Genomic DNA, 24,072 nt, shown 5'->3' with positions numbered 1-24,072 from the left:
TAATCGCTAAAGAACTTAATACCTGGTACTAATAGCAGTATATATTCTTTAGTCGTCATTTTCAAGTACTATTCTAACCTTTCCCCAACGAGAAGGTCGAGTTGTTTCAAATAACCACGTAACCCTTCATATTGAGCGTCATGCCAAAAGGCGTCGCTCCCAAGAAGTTTCACGGCATCTTGCATGGCCACTTCCATCACTTTCAAATCGAGAACGGGATCGGCGACCCGGAAACTTGGGAGACCACTCTGTGCGGTCCCGAAGAAATCACCAGCCCCACGTAACTCTAAATCTTTCTCCGCCAATACGAACCCATCGTTCGTCTCCGTCATCGTTTTCAGTCGAACTTTCCCGACATCTGACTTTGGGTCCCCGACGAGGATACAGAACGATTGATGGGCACCACGACCGACACGGCCACGCAACTGGTGTAATTGCGCGAGACCGAAACGCTCAGCGTCATGGATGATGATGAGTGAAGCGTTTGGAACGTTCACCCCGACCTCGACGACCGTTGTGGAGACGAGAATCTGTGTCGCGTTGTCGGCGAATGATTTCATGACCTCGTCTTTTTCTGTACTCGATAGCTTCCCATGCATCAGACCAACACCATAGTTCGAGAAGCGTTCTTTCAACAGCTCATACAGTGCCGTCGCACTCTCCACTTCTAGTGTATCCGACTCCTCGATGAGAGGTGCAATCACATACGCTTGACGGCCGAGTGCAAGTTCCCGATCGACCATTGCATGCACACGATCGATCTGGTCGTGTTTCGCCCAATACGTTTCAATCGGCTTTCGTCCTTTTGGCATCTCATCGATCGTGGAAACATCCATCTCTCCGAACGCACTGATGGCAAGCGTCCTCGGAATCGGCGTCGCGGTCATATATAAGACGTCCGCGAATTCAGCTTTATCGCGAAGTTTCTTCCGTTGTTCGACACCGAATCGATGTTGTTCATCTGTGATCGCCAAATGTAAATTCGAAAATTCGACCGGTCCTTGGATGAGCGCGTGCGTCCCGACGATGATGTCGACGTCACCCAATCGGATTGCCGTCAGTAGGGCTTCGCGCGCCTTCCCTTTCACCGAGCTCGTCAGGAGGGCGATCGTGATGCCAAACGGTTCAAATAATTCCTGTAACGATGTCGCATGTTGTTCGGCAAGGATTTCTGTTGGCACCATCAAAGCCCCTTGATACCCGGCCGTCACAGTCGCATACAAGGCAATCGCGGCAACGACGGTCTTCCCGCTCCCGACATCCCCTTGTAACAATCGGTTCATCCGTTCTGGTTTTTCAAGGTCAGATACGATTTCACGGATGACCCGTGTTTGGGCTCCTGTTAACGGGAATGCGAGCCGTTTGACGAATTCATTCAATTGATGCTTATCGAGGTGAAGGGCCCGACCGTTTCCTGACCGCTCCATTTTACGAAACGCCTGTAATTTTAACTGATACATGAGACACTCTTCATAGACATAGCTTCGTCTCGCCAGTTTATAGGTCTCAACCGTATCCGGGAAATGCATCCCACGAAGCATCGTCATCCGGTCAACTAATCGATATCGGTCGCGAATAGTATGCGGGACCTTTTCGGGCAGATCGTTCACCTGTTCAAAAGCGAGTTTAACGATTCGACTGAAATTCTTTTGTGTCAGTCCGGCACGCAATGAATAAATCGGTTGCAGTCCGCCTGACGGGGTACCAAATTCAAGGTCGGTCGCGCTGATCGTCATCCGGTTCATGTCCCATTTCCCTTTGACCGTCACCGTCTCCCCAATCACCAATTTTTCTTTATAGAAGGCACGGTTGAACATCGTCACTTGGACGGCGTATCGGTCTTCGAGTAACAACCGGAACTGGAGACGATTTTTCCCTTTACTATAGTAACGAACGAGCGGTTCGCCTTGGACTGTCCCGCTCCATTTGACGAGGTCGCCGTGCACAGCCGTCGTCACCGTCCCACTATTATAATTCTCATAACGAAACGGGACGTGCTCAAGCACGTCCTCGATTCGAACAAGTCCCATCACTTCTAACTTTTTGGCCATCTCTGGCCCGACCCCTTTCAGCGTCGTCAGTTGATCATTGTTTTGCATCTTCTTTCGCTCCAAATATATTTCGTTCGAGGCGACGAGCCGTCGGTGTATTGGCAAGTCCACCTTTAGCGGTTTCTTTTAAGGCCGTCGGCATCATTTGGCCCACTTCATGCATCGCCGAGATGACTTCGTCACAAGGAATACGTGAGGTAATCCCCGCGAGCGCCATATCTGCTGCGACAATAGCGTTGGCACCGCCCATGGCGTTTCGCTTGACGCATGGAACTTCCACCAGCCCCGCCACAGGATCACAGACGAGACCGAGCATATTTTTTAGGGCTATCGCAAATGCCGTAGCCGACTGGTCCGGTGTCCCGCCAGCTGCTTCAACGATGGCCGCGGCTGCCATGCCTGTCGCCGACCCGACCTCGGCCTGACATCCACCAGCCGCCCCTGAAATCGAGGCGTTGTTCGCCACGACGAATCCGAACGCACCTGACGTGAACAAGTAACGGATCATCGCGTCGCGGTCCATTTCTAGACGATCTTTTACCGCAAACAACGTTCCTGGTACGACGCCCGCGCTTCCCGCCGTCGGTGTCGCACAGATTCGTCCCATCGCCGCGTTCACTTCGTTCGTCCCAATTGCTTTCGAGACGGCATCTAAAATGAGGTCTCCCGCGAGCGACTTGCCTGAACGAATATACTCTTGCATGAGTACGGCATCATTCCCCGTCAATCCCGTAACCGACGTGACACCTTGGAGTGCGCGTTCGACCGCCTCCTCCATCACTTCAAGATTTCGGTCCATCATCCCGATGATGTCCTCGCGACTGGCACGTCTGACGTGCATCTCCTGCTCAATCATCACTTCAGAAATCGGGATGTTCCGTTCTGTTGCAATCGTCACTAATTCTTCTACTGATTTAAACATCACACATTCTCCTCATTCCCCAAAAATAGCTATCCGTTCGATTTGCGGTAACCGTTCCAGCTCTGCGATCACTTCCGCAGGAATGGTCTCATCAATCTCGATCGCCATCAACGCCTGCATCCCTTTTTCATGGCGGCTCACTTCCATATGTCCAATGTTTAATTGGTGGTTCGCCAACACACCGGTCACAGCCGCGATGGCCCCGAATCGATCATGGTGCAAGACGACGAGTGCAGGTCCCCCGCCTGTCAGTTTCAACGGGAATCCGTTCAGTTCCGTAATCTCAATCGTTCCCCCACCGATTGAGATTCCGACAATCTCAAATGTGCCAAAATCATCTTCGAGCAAGACCCGGGCCGTATTCGGATGATCCGTCAACAGATCACTCGTCTCAAAGATGACCTCGATTCCTTTTTCACGGGCGATATCTAACGCCTGTGGGATTCTCAGATCGAATGTATCGAATCCCATGATTCCACCGACGATCGCCACGTCCGTACCGTGACCCCGATACGTGTCAGCAAACGACCCATAAAATGTGATGTGCGCCGTACGCGGCGTTCTCCCGAACAACTTCCCGGCCATCAAGCCGATGCGGGCAGCACCTGCTGTATGCGAACTCGACGGTCCGACCATGACCGGACCAATGATGTCAAACACACTACGATATTTCATCAATTTTTCCCCCTTTCAAAAATCCCTACCTTCATTATACAGAAGGTAGGGATTCGAAACAGCTTATTCCACACTAAAAATATAAGAGTAAAGCGGTTGTTTGCCGTCGTGAACTTCAATTTCAATCTCGTCGTTCACTGATTCGATATATGACGTCAACGCTTCTACGTCCGATGCAGAAGAGCCTTCTCCTGTTAAGATCGTGACGATTTCATCGTCTGCATCGATGAGCGCATCGACTAATCGTTTAGCCGCTTCTAAGCTCGATGGAGATGAAGAAACGATTTTCTTCTCAGCAATCGCCATGTGCTCATCTTTTTTGATTTCAACGCCATCGATGCTCGTATCACGAACAGCGTATGTCACTTGGCCGGACTTCACTGTCGCGGCTGCCGCTTTCATCGCTTGTTCATTCATCTCGACATCCGCTTCAGGATTGAATGCGATGGCTGCAGCGAGACCTTGTGGGACGGTCTTCGTCGGAATGACCGACACGCCGCACGGTGCGACAGACGCCGCTTGTTCAGCCGCCATGATGATGTTGGAGTTGTTCGGGAAGATGAAGACGTGTTCCGCATGTGCCGACTCAATCGCCTTGACGATATCTTCTGTCGACGGGTTCATCGTCTGACCACCTTCGATGACGTGGGCCGCCCCGAGTGAACGGAACAGTTCGCTGACGCCTTCACCCATTGCGACCGTTACGATGGCAAATGGTGCTTTCGGCTTCTCCGCTTGTTGAACACCGTGTTGGTTGGCACCGTGTTCTTCTTCAAGAATCGTCGAGTGTTGTTGACGCATGTTCTCAATTTTGACTGCGACAAGTTCACCGAAGCGCTGACCTTTCGTGATGACCTCACCTGGCGTCTCGACGTGAACGTGAACTTTCAAGAGCTCCTCGTCCGCGACGACAAGAAGAGAGTCCCCGAGTTCAGACAACTCGTTTCGGAATGCATCTTCGTTGAACGGTGCATCTTTCAACTTGTCCTCTTGGAAACGGACCATGATTTCCGTACAGTAACCGAATTCGATATCTTCTGTTGACATGAATCCTTGCGCTGCATGCGCATGGTGTTCTGCTTCAATCAATGCATCCATCACCGGAGTATGTGGTTTTTCGAGTTCTTTTCCTTCAAGACTCGCAAGGAATCCTTCGTAAATGACGAGAAGTCCTTGACCACCTGAGTCGACGACCCCGACTTCTTTTAACACCGGTAACAAGTCCGGTGTACGGTCTAACGAAGCTTTTGCTTCGACGATGACACGTTTCATGAACTCTGTGAAATCACTTGTCGACTCAGACGCAAGGAGCGCTTCATCAGCCGCTTCACGAGCAACCGTTAAAATCGTTCCTTCAACCGGTTTCATAACCGCCTTGTATGCCGTGTCGACACCGCGTTTGAGCGCTTCTGCAAAATCAACTGTCGTGAGTTCCGTCTTACCTTCAACGGCTTTCCCGAAGCCGCGGAACAATTGGCTTAAAATAACGCCTGAGTTTCCACGTGCTCCCATCAGGAGTCCACGAGCGAACTTTGATGATACCTCTGCGATATCAGATGAGTTCATGGCTGCTACTTCTTTCGCACCTGACGTCATCGTCAAGTTCATGTTCGTTCCCGTGTCTCCGTCTGGAACCGGGAAGACGTTAAGCGAATCTACATAATCTGCGTTTTGGCTCAAGTTGGCCGCTCCGTTTGCGATCATGTTTGAGAGCGCCACGCCATCTAAACGATTTAAACCCACACCAAATCCTCCTCCGTTTTCGTCAGTCATTCGTCAGACGAACGCCTTGAACGAATATATTTACCGACGAAACGTTTAATCCTAAAGTTTCTCCGAGCGTATATTTCACTCGGCTTTGCACGTTGTATGCGACTTCAGATACTTTCGTCCCGTAGCTTACAATGATGTGCATGTCGATATGTACGTCCTCATCCTCTTGACGTACGACGACACCACGCGCGTAATTTTCACGTTTTAACAATTCAGCAATGCCGTCTTTCAATTGTGCCTGTGAAGCCATGCCGACCACACCGAAGCATTCCATCGCCGCACCACCTGCGAGTGTCGCGATGACGTCACTTGTGATGTCAATATTGCCATATGTTGTCTTCATTTCAATTGCCATATGGAGTAGCCTCCTTTATTCGGAATGATTCCTAATGTACATTCTACAATAAGTACCTAGTTATTAAAAGAACCTGCTCCAGAATCTCGGTCAATTAACGCGATAACCTCATTCATTATTCAAATCCTTGAGAGTAATGTCAAGTTTTTTTCTTGTCATGGTATGATTTTCTAGTTGCATCGGGAAAAAAGCCGTGCTAATATAAACGAGTGTCTATTAGGACGAACCCACATAAAAAAGGAGGGGAAACGCATGGCACGTAAATGCTACGTAACAGGTAAATCACCTAAATCAGGTAACAACCGTTCGCACGCACTCAACAAGACAAAACGTACTTGGGGTGTAAACGTACAAAAAGTTCGTATTCTCGTTGACGGTAAACCGAAACGCGTTTGGGTTTCAGCTCGCGCACTTAAATCAGGTCTCGTTGAACGCGTATAATACTTATACACGAACGAATAAATCCCAGCGGCATTCGCCGATGGGATTTTTTTGCTTATTTTTTGACGAGCATGACGAGGACCATTCCTTCATGGACCGTCAACAAGGCACGCTCTTCGCTCCACTCATTTGAAACGGTCAACGCTTGCGCGCTATGGACCGGATGACGGTCGAGTGGATATTTGACCCCCTCAATTGAAATCGTGGCGGTTTTCCAAGGCATGAAAGACAAGTAATGTTCATCTAGTTTTTTAATCTCATAACTTCCTGGCCGAGCGAGAAAAATCGTTTGACCCGTCCCATGAAGAACCATTCCCGGATACGATTCGAGTAGACCGACGTTCGCGAACGTCATATCAACTCGTCCCCCGAGTGCCCCGTACACATCCATCTGGGTCGCCCCCCGATCGATCGCCAATTGAAGCGCAATCTCGAGGTCGGTCACATCCTTTTCAGAAGGGTAACGTAGCGCCTCCTCAGGAGGTGGTCCGACAAACGAATCAAAGTCTCCGACGACGACGTCGACATCGATTCCTTCATCTAATAATCTTTGATATCCACCATCGACGCCGATGATAAAATCGGCATCACGCGGTAAGTCCGGAATAGGTTCCGGACTCGCCGCGACGATTAAGATGTTCATTGACGAATGTCCCGTGTCGCAACACGCGTGAATCGCGGAGCTGTCGTGAAGAGTAAGACTAATACGATGGCTGAGATGACAAACGACGGAACCATATACGTTGCGTTATAGCCAAGTGAATAAGCCACGACCGGACCCTTCGCATACTCAGCGAAAAAGACAATCCCTGAGATGACGTGAGCCGCATAACGCAACGCCGACCCGATCAATGCTCCGAGCACTAAATAGGTAGCGAGGGTCTTCGTCGCGCCTTGACCAGCGGCCTGTTTCACACGTCCGGCAAAGACGCCGGCCACGCCGACAAGTCCGTACGCGACCGTATAATCGAGCAAGAACTGAACTGGCGTAAAGATATAGGCTCCGAACAAGAGTTGAAGCGTCCCGACGAGCGCACCAGTCGCAAGTCCCCCTTTCAATCCGTGACGAAACGCCATCACAAAGATCGGGAGCATCGCCAGACTGATTGATCCCCCTTCTGGCAATCGGTATGGGATGAGTAAATCAAAAACTAGCCCAAGCGCTGCGAACAATGAAATTTCGATGAGTGCTTGTAATTTAAAACGTGATTTCATCTTTCTTCCTCCTTTATTGTGTGAACGACAAAAAGCAGCATGACGTAAACGCCATGCTGCTTGGATTCGCAACGTGCATTTTCGCCACATCCCTACGTCCGTGTGAACGGAACAGGTTCAAAGGGTTAGCGTATGCCTCTCAGCCACATCATGTGACACCCCTTGCGACTCTATCTTGTTGTTCTACCGTCGATTATACACGAGATGCGCCACGAATGCTATCGATGGCTGCTTTATAATCCGGTTGATTGTAAATGGCTGAACCGGCAACTAGGACATCTGCCCCTGCATCAATGCAACGTTTCGCCGTCTCTTCGTTGACACCACCATCAATCTCAATTTCAAAATCGAGCTGACGGTCTTTGCGAAGCTGACTGAGCGCCGAGATTTTCGGTACGACGGATTCAATGAACGCTTGTCCACCAAACCCTGGATTGACGGTCATGAGCAATACCATATCGACATCTTGAAGGATATGTTCAATCGTAGAGAGCGGTGTGTGCGGGTTCAAGACGACCCCACATTTCGCCCCTGCCGCTTTGATTTGCTGCAAGACTCGATGTAAATGGTTCGTTGCTTCCACGTGAACAGTCACAATGTCTGCCCCCGCCTTGACGAAATCTTCGACATAGCGTTCCGGTTGATCAATCATCAAATGCACATCGAGAACCATGTCTGATTTTTTGCGCAAGCTTGCGAGGACTGGTAGCCCAATCGAGATGTTCGGCACGAACTGCCCATCCATCACGTCAAAATGGATATAATCCGCCCCCGCATCTTGAACGGCTTTCACTTCAGTCTCCAAATTGGCAAAGTCGGCTGCTAAAATTGATGGTGCGATTTTAATCATCTGTCAATACCTCCGTTTACGATCGTTTAACTCCTCCATAAAGGTAACATAATTCTCATAACGAGTTGAAGCAATTTTGCCATCTTCTACGGCTTGTTTAATGGCACAGCCCGGTTCATTGATATGGACGCATCCCCGGAACTTGCAATCGTCGTGACGTTCCACAAATTCTGGGAAGCACCATCTTAGTTCATCCGCCTCGAGTTCTTGCGGAAACTCGAGACTAGAAAATCCTGGCGTATCCGCCACAAGCCCGTCGGCCAATTGAATGAGCGTGACGTGACGCGTCGTATGTTTCCCACGACCGAGTGATTTGGAAATTTTCCCTGTGGCCAATTCGAGTTCAGGCGCGACTGCGTTTAAAAGCGAACTCTTCCCTACACCTGTTTGACCGGCAAACACGCTCGTCTTCTCTTTGAAGAGTCCCCGTACTTGATCGACCCCATCCGAAAGCTCCGTCGACGTTTCAATCACGTCATATCCGATGGCACGATAGCGGGCGACCGCTTCTTGAATCGGTCCGGTCTCTTCTTCACTGAGTAGGTCCATCTTCGTTAACACGATGATTGGATGAATCTGTTTGGATTCGATCAATACGAGGAATCGGTCAAGCAAATGATAAGAAAACGCCGGTTCTTTCACAGAAAAAAGTAGAAATGCCTGATCGATGTTGGCGATTGGTGGGCGGACGAGATGGTTTTGACGTTCCTCCACCTCTAAAATATAGCCTGTCCCATCTTCTTGATCTTGAATGACAACGTCATCGCCGACGACAGGTGAGATGTTTCGTTTCCGAAAATTTCCTCTCGCCCGACACCGAATCTCTTGATTCGACTCGGTCATCACATCATAAAACCCGCCTTGTAAACGAATAATCGTTCCTTTCAATATGACTACCTCCCTTAAAAAAGAGGTGACGACACCGTCACCTCTTTATTGTGCCTCTTTGGCCTGTGCATATGTGACTGAATCCGTTCGGACGATCTCACCATCGACTTCAATCGTTGCGGTCCCGACTTCGTCCGGAGCAATGACGAGCGTATACGAGTATGTTGTCGTCTCTGTGATTTTATCCCGTAACACTTCAATTTCACCACGCGCATCGACCGTACGAATCACGACCTCCACGGCTTTCGGTTTCTTGTCTTTTTCCGGTTGCTCGACTTCGACGCTCACTTCACGTTCGATGGAGACGTCCGTCGGTTCAACCCCTTCCGATACGATGACCGTAAGTTCTGTTCCCGGATCGACTGCCGTACCCGCCGTTGGAAGTTGACGGATGATTTGACCTTTAGGTACACTTGTCGAAAACTCATCCCGTCTCACGATTTTTAACTTGTTTTGATCGGCATAAGTCGATGCCTCGTCAAACGTATATCCCGCGAGATTCGACAGCTCGACTTTGTTGCTTCCTGTCGACACGACGAGCGTCACCGTCACTTCTGAAGGAACGACCTCCTCACCTGGGTCGAGCGATTGCGAAATCACATCTCCGCTAGCGACTGTTTCCGAAGCTTCTGTTTTGATTTCAAGGTCACTGAATGCCAGATCTTTTAACATGCGTTCAGCTGCTGTTTGGGACAATCCCTCCACATTCGGCATTTCGACGGTTTCTTTCCCGGCCGAAACGACGATGGTCACCGTCGTGCCTCGTTTGGGTTTACGCCCTTCTTGTGGGTTTTGCGAAATGACCTCACCTTCTTCGACGTCATCGCTCGCCCGCTCCGTCACTTCGACGACGAAATCGGCATTCTCAAGTTCAGAAGTGGCATCTCCGATACTCATTCCAACGACATCCGGAACGACGGCTCGTGACATTTCATCGGCGACCACGTATGCCGCAATGCTCCCTCCAATCAGGATCAACACGAGTAAAATCCAAATCCACCATTTGCGTTTCTTCTTTTTTACTGGAGTCACCGCTTCAGGTTCTTGCTCACTAGACGCTGTGACCGGAGTCGGTGTTACTGGCGTCTCTGGTTTTTCTTCAGGTATGACCGGTGTCATGACGAGCGTTTGATCGAACTCATCCTGACTGGCCGGAATACGTCTCGGCTCATTGGCGCGTTCACGGCTTAATGCCGTCATGCAGTCTTTCTTAAAGGCTGCGACCGAAACATGACGGGCACCTGGTGACTTCGACAATGCTTGCATGACGCAGTTTTCGAGTGCCTGTGGAATATTCGGATTCAAGTCCATCGGTCGAATCGGGTCATCTTGCAAATGTTGAAGCGCAACGGCGACCGGTGTCTCGCCAATGAACGGGACACGACCTGTCAACAATTCGTACAGTACGGCACCGAGCGAATAAATATCTGACTTTTCATCAGCAAATTTACCGCGTGCTTGCTCAGGTGAGAAATAATGGACCGAGCCCAGCACAGACATCGTATGCGTCAACGTCGCATTCGACATCGCCACGGCAATCCCAAAATCAGTCACCTTCACGTTACCGTGCTGATCAATCATCATGTTCTGCGGCTTGATATCACGGTGAATGATTCGATTCGCATGGGCATGGTCAATCGCATCACAAATCTGTCCCATGATGCGTATCGCTTCATCGACAGATATGTATTCCTCTTGCAAGTATTGTTTTAACGTCACCCCATCGACGTGTTCCATGACGATATAGTACAAATCTTCTTCATCGCCGACGTCATAGATCGCCACGATGTTTGGATGGTTCAGACTCGTAGCCGCATGGGCTTCTCGCTCGAACCGACGTATAAATTGTTCGTTATGTGAGAATTCAGATCGCAACACCTTGATGGCGACGGTTCGGTTTAAGATCTCGTCATGAGCCCGGTAGACATTTGCCATGCCTCCGCTGCCGATTTGTTGTTCGATCCGATAACGATCGTTGATTCGTTCTCCGCTTCGCATCGGATTCATCCTCTCTTTCTATCTGTGAATTGAACGAGGGCGACCGTAATATTGTCGCTCCCTCCCAATTGATTGGCTTCTGCAATGAGTTGCTCCGCTTTTTGTTCGGCGGATGCCGTTTGTTGTAATACGTGTTGAATCGCCACATCGGTCATGTGTGTCGTCAATCCATCCGTACAAATTAAAATCACATCAAACTCAGGGTCAGCGAGCACTTGCACGTCAGGTTCGACTTGTTCGCTTGAACCGATTGCACGGGTGATGACATTTCGTTTCGGATGAACCCGCATCTCTTCTTCCGTCAATTCACCGAGTTGTTTGAGCACATTGACGTAAGAATGGTCCTCCGTAAGACGTCTTAACTCATTCGCCTGGAGCGCATAGACGCGACTATCTCCGATATGGACGATGACCACCGTCTCTTCATTCCAACAAACAGCTGCCACAGTCGTTCCCATCATGACAAGATTGGACTGCTTCGCAAATTGCAACACTTGATCGTTCGCCAAATCGATGTGGTGGCGGAACCATCGTTCGATTTCGACAGGAGTTGTCGGGAGAGACGGGAACGCCCGTCTAAATTCTTCAATCACGATTTGACTCGCAACCTCTCCCGCTGCATGCCCACCCATTCCGTCTGCAACCAGGGCAATCCCGGTTATGGCATCACCTAAGATTAAAACTGCATCTTCATTTTGTGTGCGTACTTGTCCACGATCTGTTCGAAATGCTAATTCCATCTTTCTGATTACCTCGTTTCTTGTTCGCGCTCCTTCGCTCGAAGCTGTCCACAAGCGGCATCGATGTCCGACCCTTGCTCGCGACGGATTGTCACGTTCACATTGCGGTCTTTGAGCACTTTTTCGAAGGCAAAGATTTGAGCTCGCGGTGTCCGTACATAGTCACGTTCGAGTACATGGTTGACGGGAATCAAGTTGACGTGACATTTGATTCCTTTTAACAGGTCTGCCAAGAGATGGGCATATTCTTCCGTATCGTTGACACCACCAAAGAGTCCATATTCAAACGTGATACGACGTCCGCTCTTCTCTGTGTAATAACGGACCGCATCCATCAACTTGTCCAAGTCAAAGGCACGGTTGATCGGCATGAGCTTGGTACGCAATTCCGTCGTCGGTGCGTGAAGTGAAATGGCGAAGTTGATTCGCATACCTTCATCGGCAAACTTGTAAATCTTCGGAACAATCCCACTCGTCGATACCGTGATGTGTCGTGCTCCGATGTTGAGTCCATTGTCATGGTTGACAGTACGTAAGAAACGCATTAACTCATCGTAGTTATCGAACGGTTCGCCGATTCCCATGACGACGATAGAGTCGACGCGCTCTCCTGTCGCGTCTAATGCACGTTGTACGTCGAGCACTTGAGCTGTGATTTCCCCGGCTTCTAAGTTTCGTTTCAAGCCGCCGAGTGTCGAGGCACAGAACGTACATCCGATCCGGCAACCGACTTGTGTCGTGACACAAATCGAGTTTCCGTATTCGTGACGCATGAGTACCGTTTCAATTGAGTACCCGTCCTGAAGTTCAAACAAGAACTTGATTGTACCGTCTTGGGATTCCTGCTTGACCAATTCTTTTAACGTCGTCAATTGGAACGATGCCTCTAATTTGTCGCGAAGCGCTTTCGGAACGTTGGTCATATCATCAAAAGTCGTGACCCGTTTGACATACATCCAATCATATAATTGTTTCGCACGGAATGCCTTTTCTCCTGCCTCGATCACCCATGCCTCAAGTTCTGGAAACGTCAACGAATAGAGTGACGGTTTTGCGCCTACGAGTGGATTCTTTTCTACTGCTTTTGGATTCATGTTTTATACCTCTTTCTTAAATGCGGCGATATAGAAGCCGTCGGTCCCGAATGTCGTCGGTAATAATTTTAGTTCAGCACGGTCCGATTCCATCATCGGACGAACAGATTGTGGGAGACGACCTTTGAGCGTTTCGTCCCACATCAACCCTTTCGACAGAATATAGTCAGCCTGCGTCTCATTTTCAGACGGGTCGATTGTACATGTCGAGTAAACTAGCGTACCACCTGGTTTGAGCAGTGGCAATACGGCATCAATGATTTGTCTTTGTATCTTTGGTAAGTTTTCGAGTTGAGCTTTGTCCTTCGTCCATTTAATATCCGGCTTTCGACGAATGACGCCAAGGCCCGAACAAGGGACATCTAAAAGAATCCGGTCAAAGCTTTCTTCTTCAAACCGTTCACCTGCTAAACGAGCATCAAGGGCAAGTGCGGTCACTCCATTGATGTGTAGACGTTTGGCTTGTTGATCAATCAATTTTGCTTTATGTGGATGAAGGTCAAGCGCGGTGAGCGATCCACCTTGCATTCGCTCTGCCGTATGCATCGCCTTGCCGCCTGGCGCGGCGCATGCGTCTAGGATGACATCGTCTTTCGACACGTTGAGTGCATCCGCGACAATCATGGAGCTCTCATCTTGAATCGATAGAAGACCTTCCTCGATAAACGGGGTCGCATGAACATTGCCAGACTCTACGACAAGTCCATCAGCAGATAGTTCAGAACGTGACGTCATGACGCCAGCGTCAGCCAACCGGTTCATCATCTCATCCACTGAAATACGCTTTCGGTTGACCCGAATCGTAACAGGAGCAGGTTCATTGTTTAATCGGCAAATCGCTTCTGCCGTTTCCACACCATATAACTCAATCCAATCTGATACGAGCCATTCCGGATGACTGTGCTCGATGGCGATTCGTTCTGCATCGGTCAAGCCACTAAAGTCCGGAAACCCTTCCCGAAGCACATTTCGTAACACCCCGTTTACGAATTTGCTCGTTCCGAGGTGATGACCTCGTTTTTTCGCGATTTCGACCGCCTCGTGTAGGACGGCCCGGTCGGGTACTTTATCAAGATAGAAGAGTTGATAAACGCTCATCCGAAGAAGCGGGAGGACAAACTTGTCTAGCTTCTTCGGCGAACGGATGCGGTCTTTCAAAATATAATCGAGCGTCCCTTTGCGACTGAGCGTCCCATATACGAGTTCGGTATAGAGACCGACATCTTTTAGGGCAACTTTTTTTTGTTTCAATGTATCATTGACGGCAATCGTCGAATACGCGCCGCCTTGTTCAATTTTCATCAGCGTATCAAGCGCTGCTTCACGTACGTTCATGAGTTCCTCCTAATCGGTCGCCAATCCGTAGCTTTTGTCCGGCGCCACGCATGAAAGTTGCACCATCCATCCGTTTCTTACCTGCGGGTTGCAAATCGGTCACTTTGATTGCGACGTCGTTCCCTGTCGCCACGACAAATCCGTCTTCTTCCAGACGAATGACTTCTCCCGACTGTCCCGTTCCTGTCGTTTTTTCTCCCATGAACAATTTCACTCGTTCGCCTTCAAGCGTTGAATAGGCCGTCGGGAATGGATTCATTCCTCGAATATGGTTGTAGATGGACTCGCCATGCTTCGTCCAATCAATCTGTTCACGCTCACGGCTGATGTTCGGAGCAAACGTCACGTCTCGCTCGTCTTGAGGCACCGCCTCAATCCACCCTTCCAAGAAGGCCGGAAGCGTACGGATCAGAAGATCGCTTCCTGCTACAGCCAGTTTATCAAATAAAGACCCGACTGTATCCGTCTCTTCAATAGGTACGATGGTATTGGCAATCATGTCCCCTGCATCTAACTTGTCGACCATGTACATGATCGTCACACCTGTCTCCGACTCCCCATCAAGAATGGCTTGATGGATCGGGGCACCTCCGCGATATTTCGGAAGGAGGGAGGCATGTACGTTGATGGCTCCGTGAGGCGGGGCTTCTAGTAAGGCGGTCGGCACGATTTGTCCGTACGCCGCCGTCACAATCAAATCAGGCTTCAGCTCTAAAATTTCTGCATAGTCTGTGCGCACTTTTTCAGGCTGCAACACGGGAATACCGTGACGAAGCGCACACTCTTTTACTGGAGTCGGCTTAAGTTCACGTTTTCGCCCGACCGGTTTATCCGGTTGCGATACGACACCTACGACATTGTATCCTTCTTCAAGCAGTCGCTCAAGTACCGATACGGCGAACGTCGGCGTCCCCATGAAGACGATGCGTTTGTCTTTTCCAGGGTTCGGGACGGCGAGCTTGTCTGTGAACAAGACGCCATCCAAATGATCCATCTCATGTTGAATCGCACGAGCGAAAAAGCCGCTCGCTTGAATCGTATGTGTCCGCCCTTTCAAATCTTGATTCTTGACGACGATCGACTCGTGTCGTTCCACGAATCCGAATTCGCCTGGGATGCTCAAACATCCCTCTAGTCCAACTTCTCGACCGGATGTTTCAATGATTTCTGGGTTGATCAAGACGAGCGGTCCCGTCTCATCATCGGTATGGACGACCGCGAGCCGCTGGTTCAAATTGACTTGCGGTGCCGCGACACCAACTCCGTCATACTCATACATCGTATCAAACAATCGGTCGACAGTCTGACGCAATTTTTTATCAAACTTTGTCACCGGTTCGCACGTTACGCGCAAAATGTCATTAGGTACTTCTACTACTTTATACATGTCTCTCCACCTCACATGAATACGTATGGGTTCACATCGATACTCATTTGATATTCTTTCTTGCTGATTGCTTTGGCTCTTGCTTGCTGTAATCGTGCCAGCTCCACATAGAGTGCTTCGGGTTGTTTTGTTTTAATGAATACTTGATAACGATAGGCGTTCTTCAATTTCGATAACGGTGCCGGCATCGGTCCATTCAAGCGACTATTCTCCACGTGCGCTTGTAAAAAGTCTGATGCGAACAATTCTGCCTCGGCCTTGGCGACAAGGGGATTTTCCGCCGAAAACGTGACGAGCGTTAAAAACCAGTAAGGAGGATGATTTCCGACTTGTCTGAGTCCCATCTCTTTGGCGAAAAATGTCTCATAATCATGTTCACTCGCAGTCTCGATCACATAATGGTCCGGGTTATACGTTTGGACGAACGCCTCACCCGGAAGTTTTCCGCGCCCGGCTCTTCCTGCCACTTGGGTGACAAGTTGGAAGGTGCGTTCGGTCGCCCGAAAGTCAGGCATCCCGAGTGTCGCATCCGCCGCGAGTACCCCGACGAGGGTGACGTTTGGGAAGTCGAGCCCCTTGGCAATCATCTGCGTGCCAAGTAAGATGTCGGCCTCCCCTTCTTCGAAACGACGCAACAACTGCTCATGTGAACCTTTTCGAGACGTCGTATCCTGGTCCATTCGGATGATGCGCGCTTCTGGAATCCGGTTCAACAGTTCCGTCTCGATTTTTTGTGTGCCCGACCCGAACTGTTTGATTTTCTTACTATTGCAGGATGGACACGTCGAAGGCATACCGACCTCGTAACCGCAGTAGTGACACTTCAACCGATCTCCATATTGATGATATGTCAAATTGACAGCACAATGCGGACATGTCATGCCTTCCCCGCAGTCCCGGCACATGACGAACGTCGTGAATCCACGACGGTTCAATAAAATGACGCACTGCTCTTTTTTCTCGATCCGGTCGAGAATCCCTTGGAACAATTCTTCCGAGAACATCGTCGTATTGCCTTTCGCCAATTCACGGCGCATATCGATAATGTGGACCGGTGGCATCTCTCCACCGTACCGTTCTTTCAAGTGTAAGTAGCGATACACACCCTTTTGCGCTCGGGCGTAGGACTCGAGGGAGGGTGTCGCACTCCCCAACACGACGGGACACCCATGATAGCGGGACCGCCAGATGGCAACATCACGCGCATGATAACGAGGATTTTCCTCTTGCTTGTACGTCGTCTCGTGCTCTTCATCTAAGATGATGAGACCGAGTCGGTCGAGCGGGGCAAAGATTGCAGAACGGGCACCAACGACGACGTCGACTTCATTTCGTTTAATCTTACGCCACTCGTCGTACTTCTCACCTTTAGACAGAGCGCTATGCAGCACGGCGACCCGATTGCCGAAACGACGTTTGAAGCGTTTGACCATCATCGGAGTCAAACTGATTTCGGGAACGAGTAAGATGGCTTGTTTCCCTTCATCGATGACTTGTCCGATTGACTCTAAATAGACTTCGGTCTTCCCGCTTCCCGTCACACCGTGGACGAGTAACGTCTCACCCGCGTCAGCCTCATGAATGGCCCGAACCGCGTTGGCTTGACTGTCGTTCAATTGAACCGATTCCTCGACTTGCTCGATTGTCGCGTACGGGTCACGATTCAACTCGACCTCGGTCAATCGAACCGCTCCGAGTTCCGCAAGTTTCTGCAGTTGTGGGCGAGTCAGCCCAATTTGGCGAAGTGCCGACCAATACATGCGTGGGGTCTCCTCAAGTTGGCGGACCGCTTCTAGTTGTTTTTTCGCACGTTTCGAGACGACTGTCGCATCGAGGAGTTCGACGACGACGTCGGTCTTAACGGTCTTCTTTTCTTTTAAGACAGGTGCTAAGGTCAGCTCCCCTTTTTTAGCGAGTCCTAGAATGACTGACTGAACTTCTTTCGGATACTCCGATAAATGCGTTCCGAGACGGACCCCATCAGGGACTTGTCCTTCTTTGATTTCTTTGTCATAACTGACCTTGAGCGCGGCCGGAAGCATCGCAAGCAGGGCGGATGAACGAAAGCAAAGTGTCGTCTCTTTCACATGGATGGATAAAGCGAGCAGTTCGTCAGTGAGTGAAGATTCCTCATCTAACAGCGCTTCTAACGGTTTCAATCCTTCCCTCGTCCCATCTGACGTACCAACAACGATTCCGAGGAGACGTCGTGAGCCGAATGGGACGGAGACGCGCATGCCCGGTTCAATCAAAGCTTCAAATTGTTCAGGTACTTCATAATCAAACGGACGGTCAATCGTGATCACCGGTGCATCGACATGTACATGTGCAATCATTGGACCGCTTCCTTAAAATGTGTGAGCAACTCGAACGCCAACGCTTTCTTCGATTGTTTCGGAAGTCTAAGTGACGTCCCGTCAGCTTGGAACAAGACGACTTCATTGTCGTCCGCCCCGAATCCGACGTCACTGCCAGACACATCGTTCGCCACAAGGTAATCGACGTTTTTTCGCTTCAGCTTAGCTGCCGCGTGCTCCTCGAGTCGTTCCGTCTCAGCAGCAAATCCGACCAACACTTGATGGGTCTTCTTCTCACCGAGTGATTTTAAAATGTCTGTCGTTTCTTCAAGTTCAATCGTAAGTGGACCGTGGACTTTTTTATGTTTTTCCGAATGAATCGTTTTCGGACGATAATCCGCAACTGCCGCCGATTTCACGACGAGGTCTGAATTCTCAAAACGGATCGTCACTTCGCGCAGCATCTCCTCACTTGACTTGACGGGAACCGCTGTCACGCCTTCCGGGACAGGAACTTGGAGCAGCCCGTGGACGAGCGTGACACGGGCACCCATGTCCCGAGCCACCTCAGCGAGTGCGACGCCCATTTTCCCTGACGAATCATTGGATAAGTAACGGACGGGATCGATGCGTTCGACAGTCGGGCCAGCCGTGATCAAGACATCTTTTCCAAGATATAGTTTCGGGACGAATTGGCTCTCGATGATGCGAACCAAGTCTTCCGGTTCAGGCAGACGTCCCCCGCCAATCCATCCGCAAGCCAAGTTGCCGACACCGGGTTCAATCAACTGATAGCCGTATGATTTTAGCGTCTCGATGTTCCGCTGTGTGGCAGGATGTTCGAGCATGTTCACATTCATCGCCGGTGAGATGATGACCGGGCACTTCGCAGCCAAAATGGATGTTGTCATGAAGTCATCCGCAATCCCGTTCGCCAATTTTGCGATCGTATTTGCCGTCGCCGGGGCCACGACAATCAAATCGCTCGAGTCGACGACGTCGATATGAGCAATCTTTGTCGGGTCATGCTCTTCGAACACGTCCGTATAGACCGGGTTGCGACTGAGCGCCTGGAAGGTCGCCTGACCTACGAATTGTTCCGCCGACTTCGTCATCGCGACGCGAACATTCGCTCCGGCTTGAACCAATTTCGATGTGAGCGCACACGCCTTGTAGGCGGCGATGCCACCACTCACACATAACAAAATAGTACGATCCTTCACCATTCCCAAACTCCCCCTTATAGACAATGAGACCCAAGTCGCAAACGACTTGGGTCACACTTCATCCGTTGTTTTTTTCGTTCACGATGATTGTCGTATCACCCGAAAATAGTTCTTCTAACGCTTGACCGACCGGCTTATATGATTTTGGCTCGGCGACTTTCGGTGCTTTTCCATCTTGAATCTGACGCGCCCGTTTTGCAGCGACCGTAACGATCGTGTATTTTGACGGGATAGTACGTTGTAAGGCATCAATCGAAGGGTATAACATTAAATGACCTCCATCATGGCTTTTTTATAGAGTGACGCAACACGTTCACGTTTACAATGCTCGGCTGTCACGATCGCTTTAATTCGATCGATGGCTTTGTCGACCTCGTCGTTCGTGACGACATAGTCGTAGGCGTCCATCAACTCGATTTCTTCACGCGCGACGAGCAGGCGTTGCTTAATGACTTCTTCTGACTCCGTGCCTCGTCCGATGAGACGATTGCGAAGTTCTTGAAGACTTGGTGGTGCCAAGAATAAAAAGACGGCTTCTGGGAGAAGTTCCTTCACTTGGAACGCCCCTTGCACCTCAATTTCAAGAATGACATCTTGGCCGCTTTCGAGCGTTTCACGCACCCACTCTACAGGCGTCCCGTAATAGTTACCGACAAATTCGGCATGTTCAAGCAGTTCTTTTTGTTCGATCATCCGTTCGAACTCTTCTCTCGATTTGAAGAAGTAATGCACCCCTTCAACTTCCCCTTCACGTGGTTTTCGGGTCGTCGCCGACACCGAATATTGAAGGTTGTTGTCCTCTTCCTCGCGAAGAGCACGGCAAACGGTCCCTTTTCCGACACCGCTCGGTCCAGACAAAACGATTAATAATCCTCGTTCTTTAAAATTCACTGCAAGCCCTCCATCTTCTAACATCACATTTAATTATAATAGCAGTCAATCAATTGTCCCGGCAAGAAGAAGTTCGGATTTCCTACTCCATCGTACCATATTTTCTGTTTTTCTGATAACGTAGAGACAGAAAATGAACAAAGGTGATGAGATCATTGGCTTATGATGGATTAATGACATATCGTGTCGTACAAGAATTACAATCGCTCGTCGGAGGGCGAATCAACAAGGTACATCAACCGTATTCGCTCGATTTGATGCTTCAAATTCGCTCGAATCGTCAGAACGCGCAACTTTTGATATCAGCAAACGCGATGTATGCCCGTCTTCAATTGACGGATACACCGATAAGAAACCCGCAAGAACCGCCGATGTTTTGCATGATGCTCCGCAAACATGTGGAAGGTGGATTCATCACGGCGGTCGAACAAATCGGCCGAGACCGTGTCATCGTCATTTCGGTCCGCTCTCGTAACGAGCTCGGCGATGAAGAATTGAAGAAAGTATACATCGAATTGATGGGACGCCACTCGAACGTCGTCTTGACGACAGAAGAAGGCAAAATATTAGATGCCATCAAGCATCTCCCGCCTTCCCAAAACACGTATCGGACCATCATGCCGGGTAGTGACTATCTCCTTCCGCCGGAACAACACAAGTTCGACCCATTGACGGAGATGACAGAAGGATTGAAACGAATCGATTGGAACGCCGGCAAGCTCGATAAACAGATTGTCGCCACGTTCGCCGGCGTCAGTCCGCAAATCGCACAGGAAGTGGTTCATCTCGCAAAAACGCCGAATCGCGACTCCTTACAACAAGCGTTTGAGAACGTTCTTCGTCAACTCGATGGACCCTACGTTTTCCAACAACTTGCGAACGGCAAAGAACGGTTCGCTCCGATCGCGTTGACAGCCGGGGACATCGAATCCGAGGAAACGTATGAATCGAGTAAAGAAGTGCTCGACCGTTTCTACTATGAAAAAGCGAACCGTGACCGTGTGAGACAACAAGCACACGATGTGGAACGGCTCTTGAAATCAGAACTCGAAAAGAATCAATTAAAACGCCGCCGCCTTTTGGATGATTTGAAAGCGACAGAACGGGCAGATGAGTTACAAAAATACGGCGAGTTGTTGACGACTTATTTATTCCAACTCGAGAAAGGGATGCGCGTCGCCGAAGTCGTCGATTATTATGACGAGAACGGTGCAATCCTCTCCATTCCGCTCGACCCACTCAAAACACCGAATGAGAATGCGCAGCAATACTATAAGAAATACAACAAACTAAAAGTAGCCAAAGTCGAAGTGAAGAAACAGATGGAGTTGAACGATGCAGAAATCGAATATTTAGAGACGCTCATCGCCCAACTCGACGTCGCTTCCCCGTCCGATCTTCTTGAGATTCGCGAGGAGCTTGCAGAAGAAGGCTACATCCGTCAAAAACGTCAAAAGAAAAAAGCAAATCCGAAAATTTCGCTTGAAGCGTACACGTCCTCGACCGGAACAGAATTCTTTGTCGGGAAGAACAATACGCAAAACGACCATCTGACGTTCAAGTTCGCACGACGTGATGAGATTTGGCTTCATGTCAAAGATATTCCTGGGTCTCACGTGATTATCCGCTCGACGGAACCAGACGAGACGACATTACTAGAAGCCGCATCAGTCGCCGCCTACTTCTCGAAAGCACGCGCATCAAGTGGCGTGCCTGTCGATTACACACGCGCCCGTTTCGTGAAAAAACCGAGCGGTGCGAAACCGGGATTTGTCATCTATACAGATCAACAGACCGTCTACGTGACTCCGGATGAGCAATTGATGAAGTCATTGAAACAATCGTGAACATGAAGACCCGCCATCGTGATGGCGGGTCCAGACTATAGACAAAGTATAGGTCTAATGTCTTTTATATGCCCAACCCGGACACGGCTCGCTTTCCTAGAGGCAAGCATTCCGACGGAGACCCAGCAGCGACCTAGGTCGCGATGCGGCTCCGGGATTGCCTGCGGAAAGCGTGGGCGCCGGAAGGACGAGTTCGAACATGTTATTTGTCAACAAGCTGGACCCGTCATGATCATGGCGGGTCTTCTACGTGTAGAGGGTTCACGTTTTCGGATCATGCTTGAACGCCTCGAGCTGTTCATGATAGTCGAGCAAATGCCCGTATAAAATTTCTGAAACGGATAAATCTTCATGTGGAAGTTTGAAGAGCGAATAGGGCTTGTCACATGTATAGAGAATGTCGTGATGATGCGCTAGTAAATATAAAAATTCTGACTCAAATGCCTGACGCTCTTCCTCGCTCATCAAAAGGAAAGCTTCTCGATGCTCGGCGAGGCTCTCTAGCAACAAGACCAGCTTGTCTTCAAGGTGAATCAACAAACGGTATTGTTTGATCGTCATATATTTCAATTTGACGTTCGTCACTTTCATATCCTCTTGGAGCATCATATGAAGCTCCTGATGGCCAAGGATGCGGGCTCGCGTTTCTAGCAGCTCTGCCGGGGAACCGACGAGCTCTCGCCAGTGATGGAACAAGTAAGAAGAAGTCTTACGTACCTCGTTCAATAACCGGTCCTCATAACGAGGAGGCATGAACGCGTAATTGACACCGAGTGAAACGAATACACCAACCGCCGTTAATAGAGAACGGGTCCACGCATAATGGAAAAAGTCCGATGTAGGACTTTCGAGCATCATGACGATGGCAAATGCCGCATACGTCGACATGTGGGTTTTATCGAACGTCGTGTTAAGCGTGAGCGAAACGATGACGGCTAATCCAATCGAGAGGGGATTGACACCGAACAAATAGACGATGAAGAGCCCGCACATAAGACCGACGACCGTTCCGAATATGCGACTGAATACGATTTTAGACGATCGCTTGACGGTCGGTTGCATCGCCACAACTGCTGCGATGGCCCCCATCCCTGAATAGATCCCGAAGATATACCACGAGATGGCGACGGTGATGGCGACGGCGATTCCGGTTTTTAACGTACGTAACCCGACTTTCGGGATGTATCGTTTTCCATTCATTTCAGTTCGACCTTCCCTGTCTCAGAAATCAGTTCCACCACCGGTCGATTCGATGTCGACAATTGATACACACCGGGTTCGACTTCTTCGTAACGGTCGCTACTCGAGACTTTTCCAGTCGTCGTCACGTTCACTTGTCCTGTCGCATGTTTCGGCGCGTAACTGAGCGTCCCGGCTTCCGTCTGGATGGTCATCGCTTGATTGACGACGACATCGCTGACGGTCGCATGACGATAGGACCGAATGTCACCCGTTACAAGTCGTGCCGATTCGATGGTCGTATCGCTTTTCGATTCAATCCGCAGTCGATCACTATCAATCTGTTTCAAATTGACGGCATTCACATCCATGACAATCGTCTTCGCATTCAATCCTTGTCCTGTCACCTGCTCCGCTCCCAGATGAACCGAAGTCATCGAGCTCGGCAAAGCAACTTTAATCTTATAGCGCGACGGTTCATCGCTCGCTCGACTTCCGAAATAGCTGAACCAGCCATATCGCTCGACGACGTAGATCGTGTCCCCGACTGATTTGACTTTGATGCGGCGTTCTTTCGAATTGGTCTGCATCACTTCAATCTGTACCTTTTCATTTGGACTACGAACGAATTCCACGTTCCCATGGTCTGTTTCGAGTCGCAATTTCTTCATTTGATATCGGTCTTCATACTGGTCTCCTAGCGCTAATAGATGACTGAATACAAATAAATTCACAAAAAAGAGCGCTGGGATGATGGTCAAGACGAGACCGAAGGCGACTTTACGATGTTTTGGAATTGCACGAAATCGTGCGTTCCATGTCTTCTCTTTGCTTCTTGAATACGCCATATGCCTCTCCTTTTCGAATCACTTCCGTTATTTTACCATGAAGTATGACATATGCCGAAT

General features: G+C 49.7%; 22 protein-coding genes and 1 riboswitch. Of the genes, 2 read left to right on the top strand and 20 right to left on the bottom strand.

Features of this window, described 5'->3' with window-relative positions; genetic code table 11:
• Window positions 1-68: 68 nt before the first annotated feature.
• The 5 genes from recG to KNO70_RS08825 form a co-directional block, all read right to left on the bottom strand.
• The gene (gene recG, locus KNO70_RS08845; protein WP_214687927.1) at window positions 69-2,099 is read right to left on the bottom strand and encodes an ATP-dependent DNA helicase RecG; all 2,031 of its coding nucleotides are present in this window, start codon (window positions 2,097-2,099) and stop codon (window positions 69-71) included.
• The gene (gene sdaAA / locus KNO70_RS08840; protein ID WP_074037281.1) at window positions 2,086-2,973 is read right to left on the bottom strand and encodes an L-serine ammonia-lyase, iron-sulfur-dependent, subunit alpha; all 888 of its coding nucleotides are present in this window, start codon (window positions 2,971-2,973) and stop codon (window positions 2,086-2,088) included. The genes recG and sdaAA overlap by 14 nt, the downstream gene beginning before the upstream one ends.
• Window positions 2,974-2,985: 12 nt before the next feature.
• The gene (gene sdaAB / locus KNO70_RS08835; protein ID WP_214684492.1) at window positions 2,986-3,648 is read right to left on the bottom strand and encodes an L-serine ammonia-lyase, iron-sulfur-dependent subunit beta; all 663 of its coding nucleotides are present in this window, start codon (window positions 3,646-3,648) and stop codon (window positions 2,986-2,988) included.
• A gap of 63 nt (window positions 3,649-3,711) precedes the next feature.
• Window positions 3,712-5,391, bottom strand: a complete 1,680-nt coding sequence (locus KNO70_RS08830; RefSeq protein ID WP_201302241.1) for a DAK2 domain-containing protein — start codon at window positions 5,389-5,391, stop codon at window positions 3,712-3,714.
• A gap of 22 nt (window positions 5,392-5,413) precedes the next feature.
• Window positions 5,414-5,776 (bottom strand): Asp23/Gls24 family envelope stress response protein, encoded by a 363-nt coding sequence (locus tag KNO70_RS08825; protein ID WP_015881350.1) that lies wholly within the window; start codon window positions 5,774-5,776, stop codon window positions 5,414-5,416.
• A 252-nt stretch (window positions 5,777-6,028) separates the two neighbouring features.
• On the opposite strand from KNO70_RS08825, the gene rpmB reads away from it, so the two are divergent.
• Entirely contained in the window at window positions 6,029-6,217 is a 189-nt protein-coding gene (rpmB, locus tag KNO70_RS08820) for a 50S ribosomal protein L28 (protein WP_015881349.1), read from the top strand.
• A gap of 55 nt (window positions 6,218-6,272) precedes the next feature.
• On the opposite strand, the gene KNO70_RS08815 is transcribed toward rpmB, so the two are convergent.
• The 13 genes from KNO70_RS08815 to gmk form a co-directional block, all read right to left on the bottom strand.
• Window positions 6,273-6,860 carry a thiamine diphosphokinase gene (locus KNO70_RS08815; protein ID WP_078146677.1) on the bottom strand — a complete coding sequence of 196 codons (588 nt, stop codon included), beginning with the start codon at window positions 6,858-6,860 and terminating at the stop codon, window positions 6,273-6,275.
• Window positions 6,857-7,432 carry an energy-coupled thiamine transporter ThiT gene (gene thiT / locus KNO70_RS08810; protein WP_078146676.1) on the bottom strand — a complete coding sequence of 192 codons (576 nt, stop codon included), beginning with the start codon at window positions 7,430-7,432 and terminating at the stop codon, window positions 6,857-6,859. The genes KNO70_RS08815 and thiT overlap by 4 nt, the downstream gene beginning before the upstream one ends.
• 72 nt (window positions 7,433-7,504) lie before the next feature.
• Window positions 7,505-7,605, bottom strand: a riboswitch (TPP riboswitch).
• Between the two features lie 20 nt (window positions 7,606-7,625).
• Complete coding sequence (rpe, locus tag KNO70_RS08805) at window positions 7,626-8,282, bottom strand: ribulose-phosphate 3-epimerase (RefSeq protein ID WP_078146675.1); 657 nt, start codon at window positions 8,280-8,282, stop codon at window positions 7,626-7,628.
• A 3-nt stretch (window positions 8,283-8,285) separates the two neighbouring features.
• On the bottom strand, window positions 8,286-9,173 hold the full coding sequence (gene rsgA, locus KNO70_RS08800; protein ID WP_047795432.1) for a ribosome small subunit-dependent GTPase A: 888 nt from the start codon (window positions 9,171-9,173) through the stop codon (window positions 8,286-8,288).
• A gap of 42 nt (window positions 9,174-9,215) precedes the next feature.
• Window positions 9,216-11,168 (bottom strand): Stk1 family PASTA domain-containing Ser/Thr kinase, encoded by a 1,953-nt coding sequence (pknB, locus tag KNO70_RS08795; RefSeq protein WP_214731120.1) that lies wholly within the window; start codon window positions 11,166-11,168, stop codon window positions 9,216-9,218.
• Window positions 11,169-11,173: 5 nt separating this feature from the next.
• Window positions 11,174-11,908: a Stp1/IreP family PP2C-type Ser/Thr phosphatase gene (locus tag KNO70_RS08790; RefSeq protein ID WP_074037291.1), complete on the bottom strand. Its 735-nt coding sequence runs from the start codon at window positions 11,906-11,908 to the stop codon at window positions 11,174-11,176.
• 8 nt (window positions 11,909-11,916) lie between these two features.
• Complete coding sequence (gene rlmN / locus KNO70_RS08785) at window positions 11,917-13,002, bottom strand: dual-specificity RNA methyltransferase RlmN (protein ID WP_015881342.1); 1,086 nt, start codon at window positions 13,000-13,002, stop codon at window positions 11,917-11,919.
• Between the two features lie 3 nt (window positions 13,003-13,005).
• The gene (gene rsmB, locus KNO70_RS08780; RefSeq protein WP_214730978.1) at window positions 13,006-14,337 is read right to left on the bottom strand and encodes a 16S rRNA (cytosine(967)-C(5))-methyltransferase RsmB; all 1,332 of its coding nucleotides are present in this window, start codon (window positions 14,335-14,337) and stop codon (window positions 13,006-13,008) included.
• Window positions 14,324-15,724 (bottom strand): methionyl-tRNA formyltransferase, encoded by a 1,401-nt coding sequence (gene fmt / locus KNO70_RS08775; RefSeq protein ID WP_159562071.1) that lies wholly within the window; start codon window positions 15,722-15,724, stop codon window positions 14,324-14,326. The genes rsmB and fmt overlap by 14 nt, the downstream gene beginning before the upstream one ends.
• An 11-nt stretch (window positions 15,725-15,735) precedes the next feature.
• Window positions 15,736-18,060 (bottom strand): primosomal protein N', encoded by a 2,325-nt coding sequence (gene priA / locus KNO70_RS08770; RefSeq protein ID WP_214730975.1) that lies wholly within the window; start codon window positions 18,058-18,060, stop codon window positions 15,736-15,738.
• Window positions 18,057-19,247 (bottom strand): bifunctional phosphopantothenoylcysteine decarboxylase/phosphopantothenate--cysteine ligase CoaBC, encoded by a 1,191-nt coding sequence (gene coaBC, locus KNO70_RS08765; RefSeq protein ID WP_214812218.1) that lies wholly within the window; start codon window positions 19,245-19,247, stop codon window positions 18,057-18,059. The genes priA and coaBC overlap by 4 nt, the downstream gene beginning before the upstream one ends.
• 58 nt (window positions 19,248-19,305) lie before the next feature.
• Window positions 19,306-19,515, bottom strand: a complete 210-nt coding sequence (rpoZ, locus tag KNO70_RS08760; RefSeq protein WP_015881337.1) for a DNA-directed RNA polymerase subunit omega — start codon at window positions 19,513-19,515, stop codon at window positions 19,306-19,308.
• Complete coding sequence (gmk, locus tag KNO70_RS08755) at window positions 19,515-20,162, bottom strand: guanylate kinase (protein WP_031421596.1); 648 nt, start codon at window positions 20,160-20,162, stop codon at window positions 19,515-19,517. The genes rpoZ and gmk overlap by 1 nt, the downstream gene beginning before the upstream one ends.
• Before the next feature lie 131 nt (window positions 20,163-20,293).
• On the opposite strand from gmk, the gene KNO70_RS08750 reads away from it, so the two are divergent.
• Window positions 20,294-21,985, top strand: a complete 1,692-nt coding sequence (locus KNO70_RS08750; protein ID WP_214812216.1) for an Rqc2 family fibronectin-binding protein — start codon at window positions 20,294-20,296, stop codon at window positions 21,983-21,985.
• Window positions 21,986-22,246: 261 nt separating this feature from the next.
• On the opposite strand, the gene KNO70_RS08745 is transcribed toward KNO70_RS08750, so the two are convergent.
• Both KNO70_RS08745 and KNO70_RS08740 read right to left on the bottom strand, forming a co-directional pair.
• A complete protein-coding gene (locus KNO70_RS08745; protein ID WP_214812201.1) occupies window positions 22,247-23,185 on the bottom strand; it encodes an FUSC family protein in 939 nt (312 codons plus the stop codon).
• On the bottom strand, window positions 23,182-24,012 hold the full coding sequence (locus tag KNO70_RS08740) for a hypothetical protein (protein ID WP_214812200.1): 831 nt from the start codon (window positions 24,010-24,012) through the stop codon (window positions 23,182-23,184). Before KNO70_RS08740 ends, KNO70_RS08745 begins: the two co-directional genes overlap by 4 nt.
• Window positions 24,013-24,072: the final 60 nt, after the last annotated feature.

Source organism: Exiguobacterium sp. s181, from assembly GCF_018617125.1.
GTDB lineage: Bacteria > Bacillota > Bacilli > Exiguobacteriales > Exiguobacteriaceae > Exiguobacterium > Exiguobacterium profundum.
Note: the sequence above shows the minus strand (reverse complement) of the source record. Positions and strands in the feature narration are given on the sequence as shown.

Bases quoted from the DNA above. Each gene is read 5' to 3' on its own strand.
- rpmB (WP_015881349.1), top strand. From the start codon at position 6,029: ATGGCACGTAAATGCTACGTAACAGGTAAATCACCTAAATCAGGTAAC.
- recG (WP_214687927.1), bottom strand. From the start codon at position 2,099: ATGCAAAACAATGATCAACTGACGACGCTGAAAGGGGTCGGGCCAGAG.
- KNO70_RS08825 (WP_015881350.1), bottom strand. From the start codon at position 5,776: ATGGCAATTGAAATGAAGACAACATATGGCAATATTGACATCACAAGT.
- KNO70_RS08815 (WP_078146677.1), bottom strand. From the start codon at position 6,860: ATGAACATCTTAATCGTCGCGGCGAGTCCGGAACCTATTCCGGACTTA.
- priA (WP_214730975.1), bottom strand. From the start codon at position 18,060: ATGATTGCACATGTACATGTCGATGCACCGGTGATCACGATTGACCGT.
- fmt (WP_159562071.1), bottom strand. From the start codon at position 15,724: ATGTATAAAGTAGTAGAAGTACCTAATGACATTTTGCGCGTAACGTGC.
- rsmB (WP_214730978.1), bottom strand. From the start codon at position 14,337: ATGAACGTACGTGAAGCAGCGCTTGATACGCTGATGAAAATTGAACAA.
- sdaAA (WP_074037281.1), bottom strand. From the start codon at position 2,973: ATGTTTAAATCAGTAGAAGAATTAGTGACGATTGCAACAGAACGGAAC.
- gmk (WP_031421596.1), bottom strand. From the start codon at position 20,162: ATGTTAGAAGATGGAGGGCTTGCAGTGAATTTTAAAGAACGAGGATTA.
- rpoZ (WP_015881337.1), bottom strand. From the start codon at position 19,515: ATGTTATACCCTTCGATTGATGCCTTACAACGTACTATCCCGTCAAAA.
- thiT (WP_078146676.1), bottom strand. From the start codon at position 7,432: ATGAAATCACGTTTTAAATTACAAGCACTCATCGAAATTTCATTGTTC.
- rlmN (WP_015881342.1), bottom strand. From the start codon at position 13,002: ATGAATCCAAAAGCAGTAGAAAAGAATCCACTCGTAGGCGCAAAACCG.
- KNO70_RS08745 (WP_214812201.1), bottom strand. From the start codon at position 23,185: ATGAATGGAAAACGATACATCCCGAAAGTCGGGTTACGTACGTTAAAA.
- rpe (WP_078146675.1), bottom strand. From the start codon at position 8,282: ATGATTAAAATCGCACCATCAATTTTAGCAGCCGACTTTGCCAATTTG.
- KNO70_RS08790 (WP_074037291.1), bottom strand. From the start codon at position 11,908: ATGGAATTAGCATTTCGAACAGATCGTGGACAAGTACGCACACAAAAT.
- pknB (WP_214731120.1), bottom strand. From the start codon at position 11,168: ATGCGAAGCGGAGAACGAATCAACGATCGTTATCGGATCGAACAACAA.
- KNO70_RS08740 (WP_214812200.1), bottom strand. From the start codon at position 24,012: ATGGCGTATTCAAGAAGCAAAGAGAAGACATGGAACGCACGATTTCGT.
- coaBC (WP_214812218.1), bottom strand. From the start codon at position 19,247: ATGGTGAAGGATCGTACTATTTTGTTATGTGTGAGTGGTGGCATCGCC.
- sdaAB (WP_214684492.1), bottom strand. From the start codon at position 3,648: ATGAAATATCGTAGTGTGTTTGACATCATTGGTCCGGTCATGGTCGGA.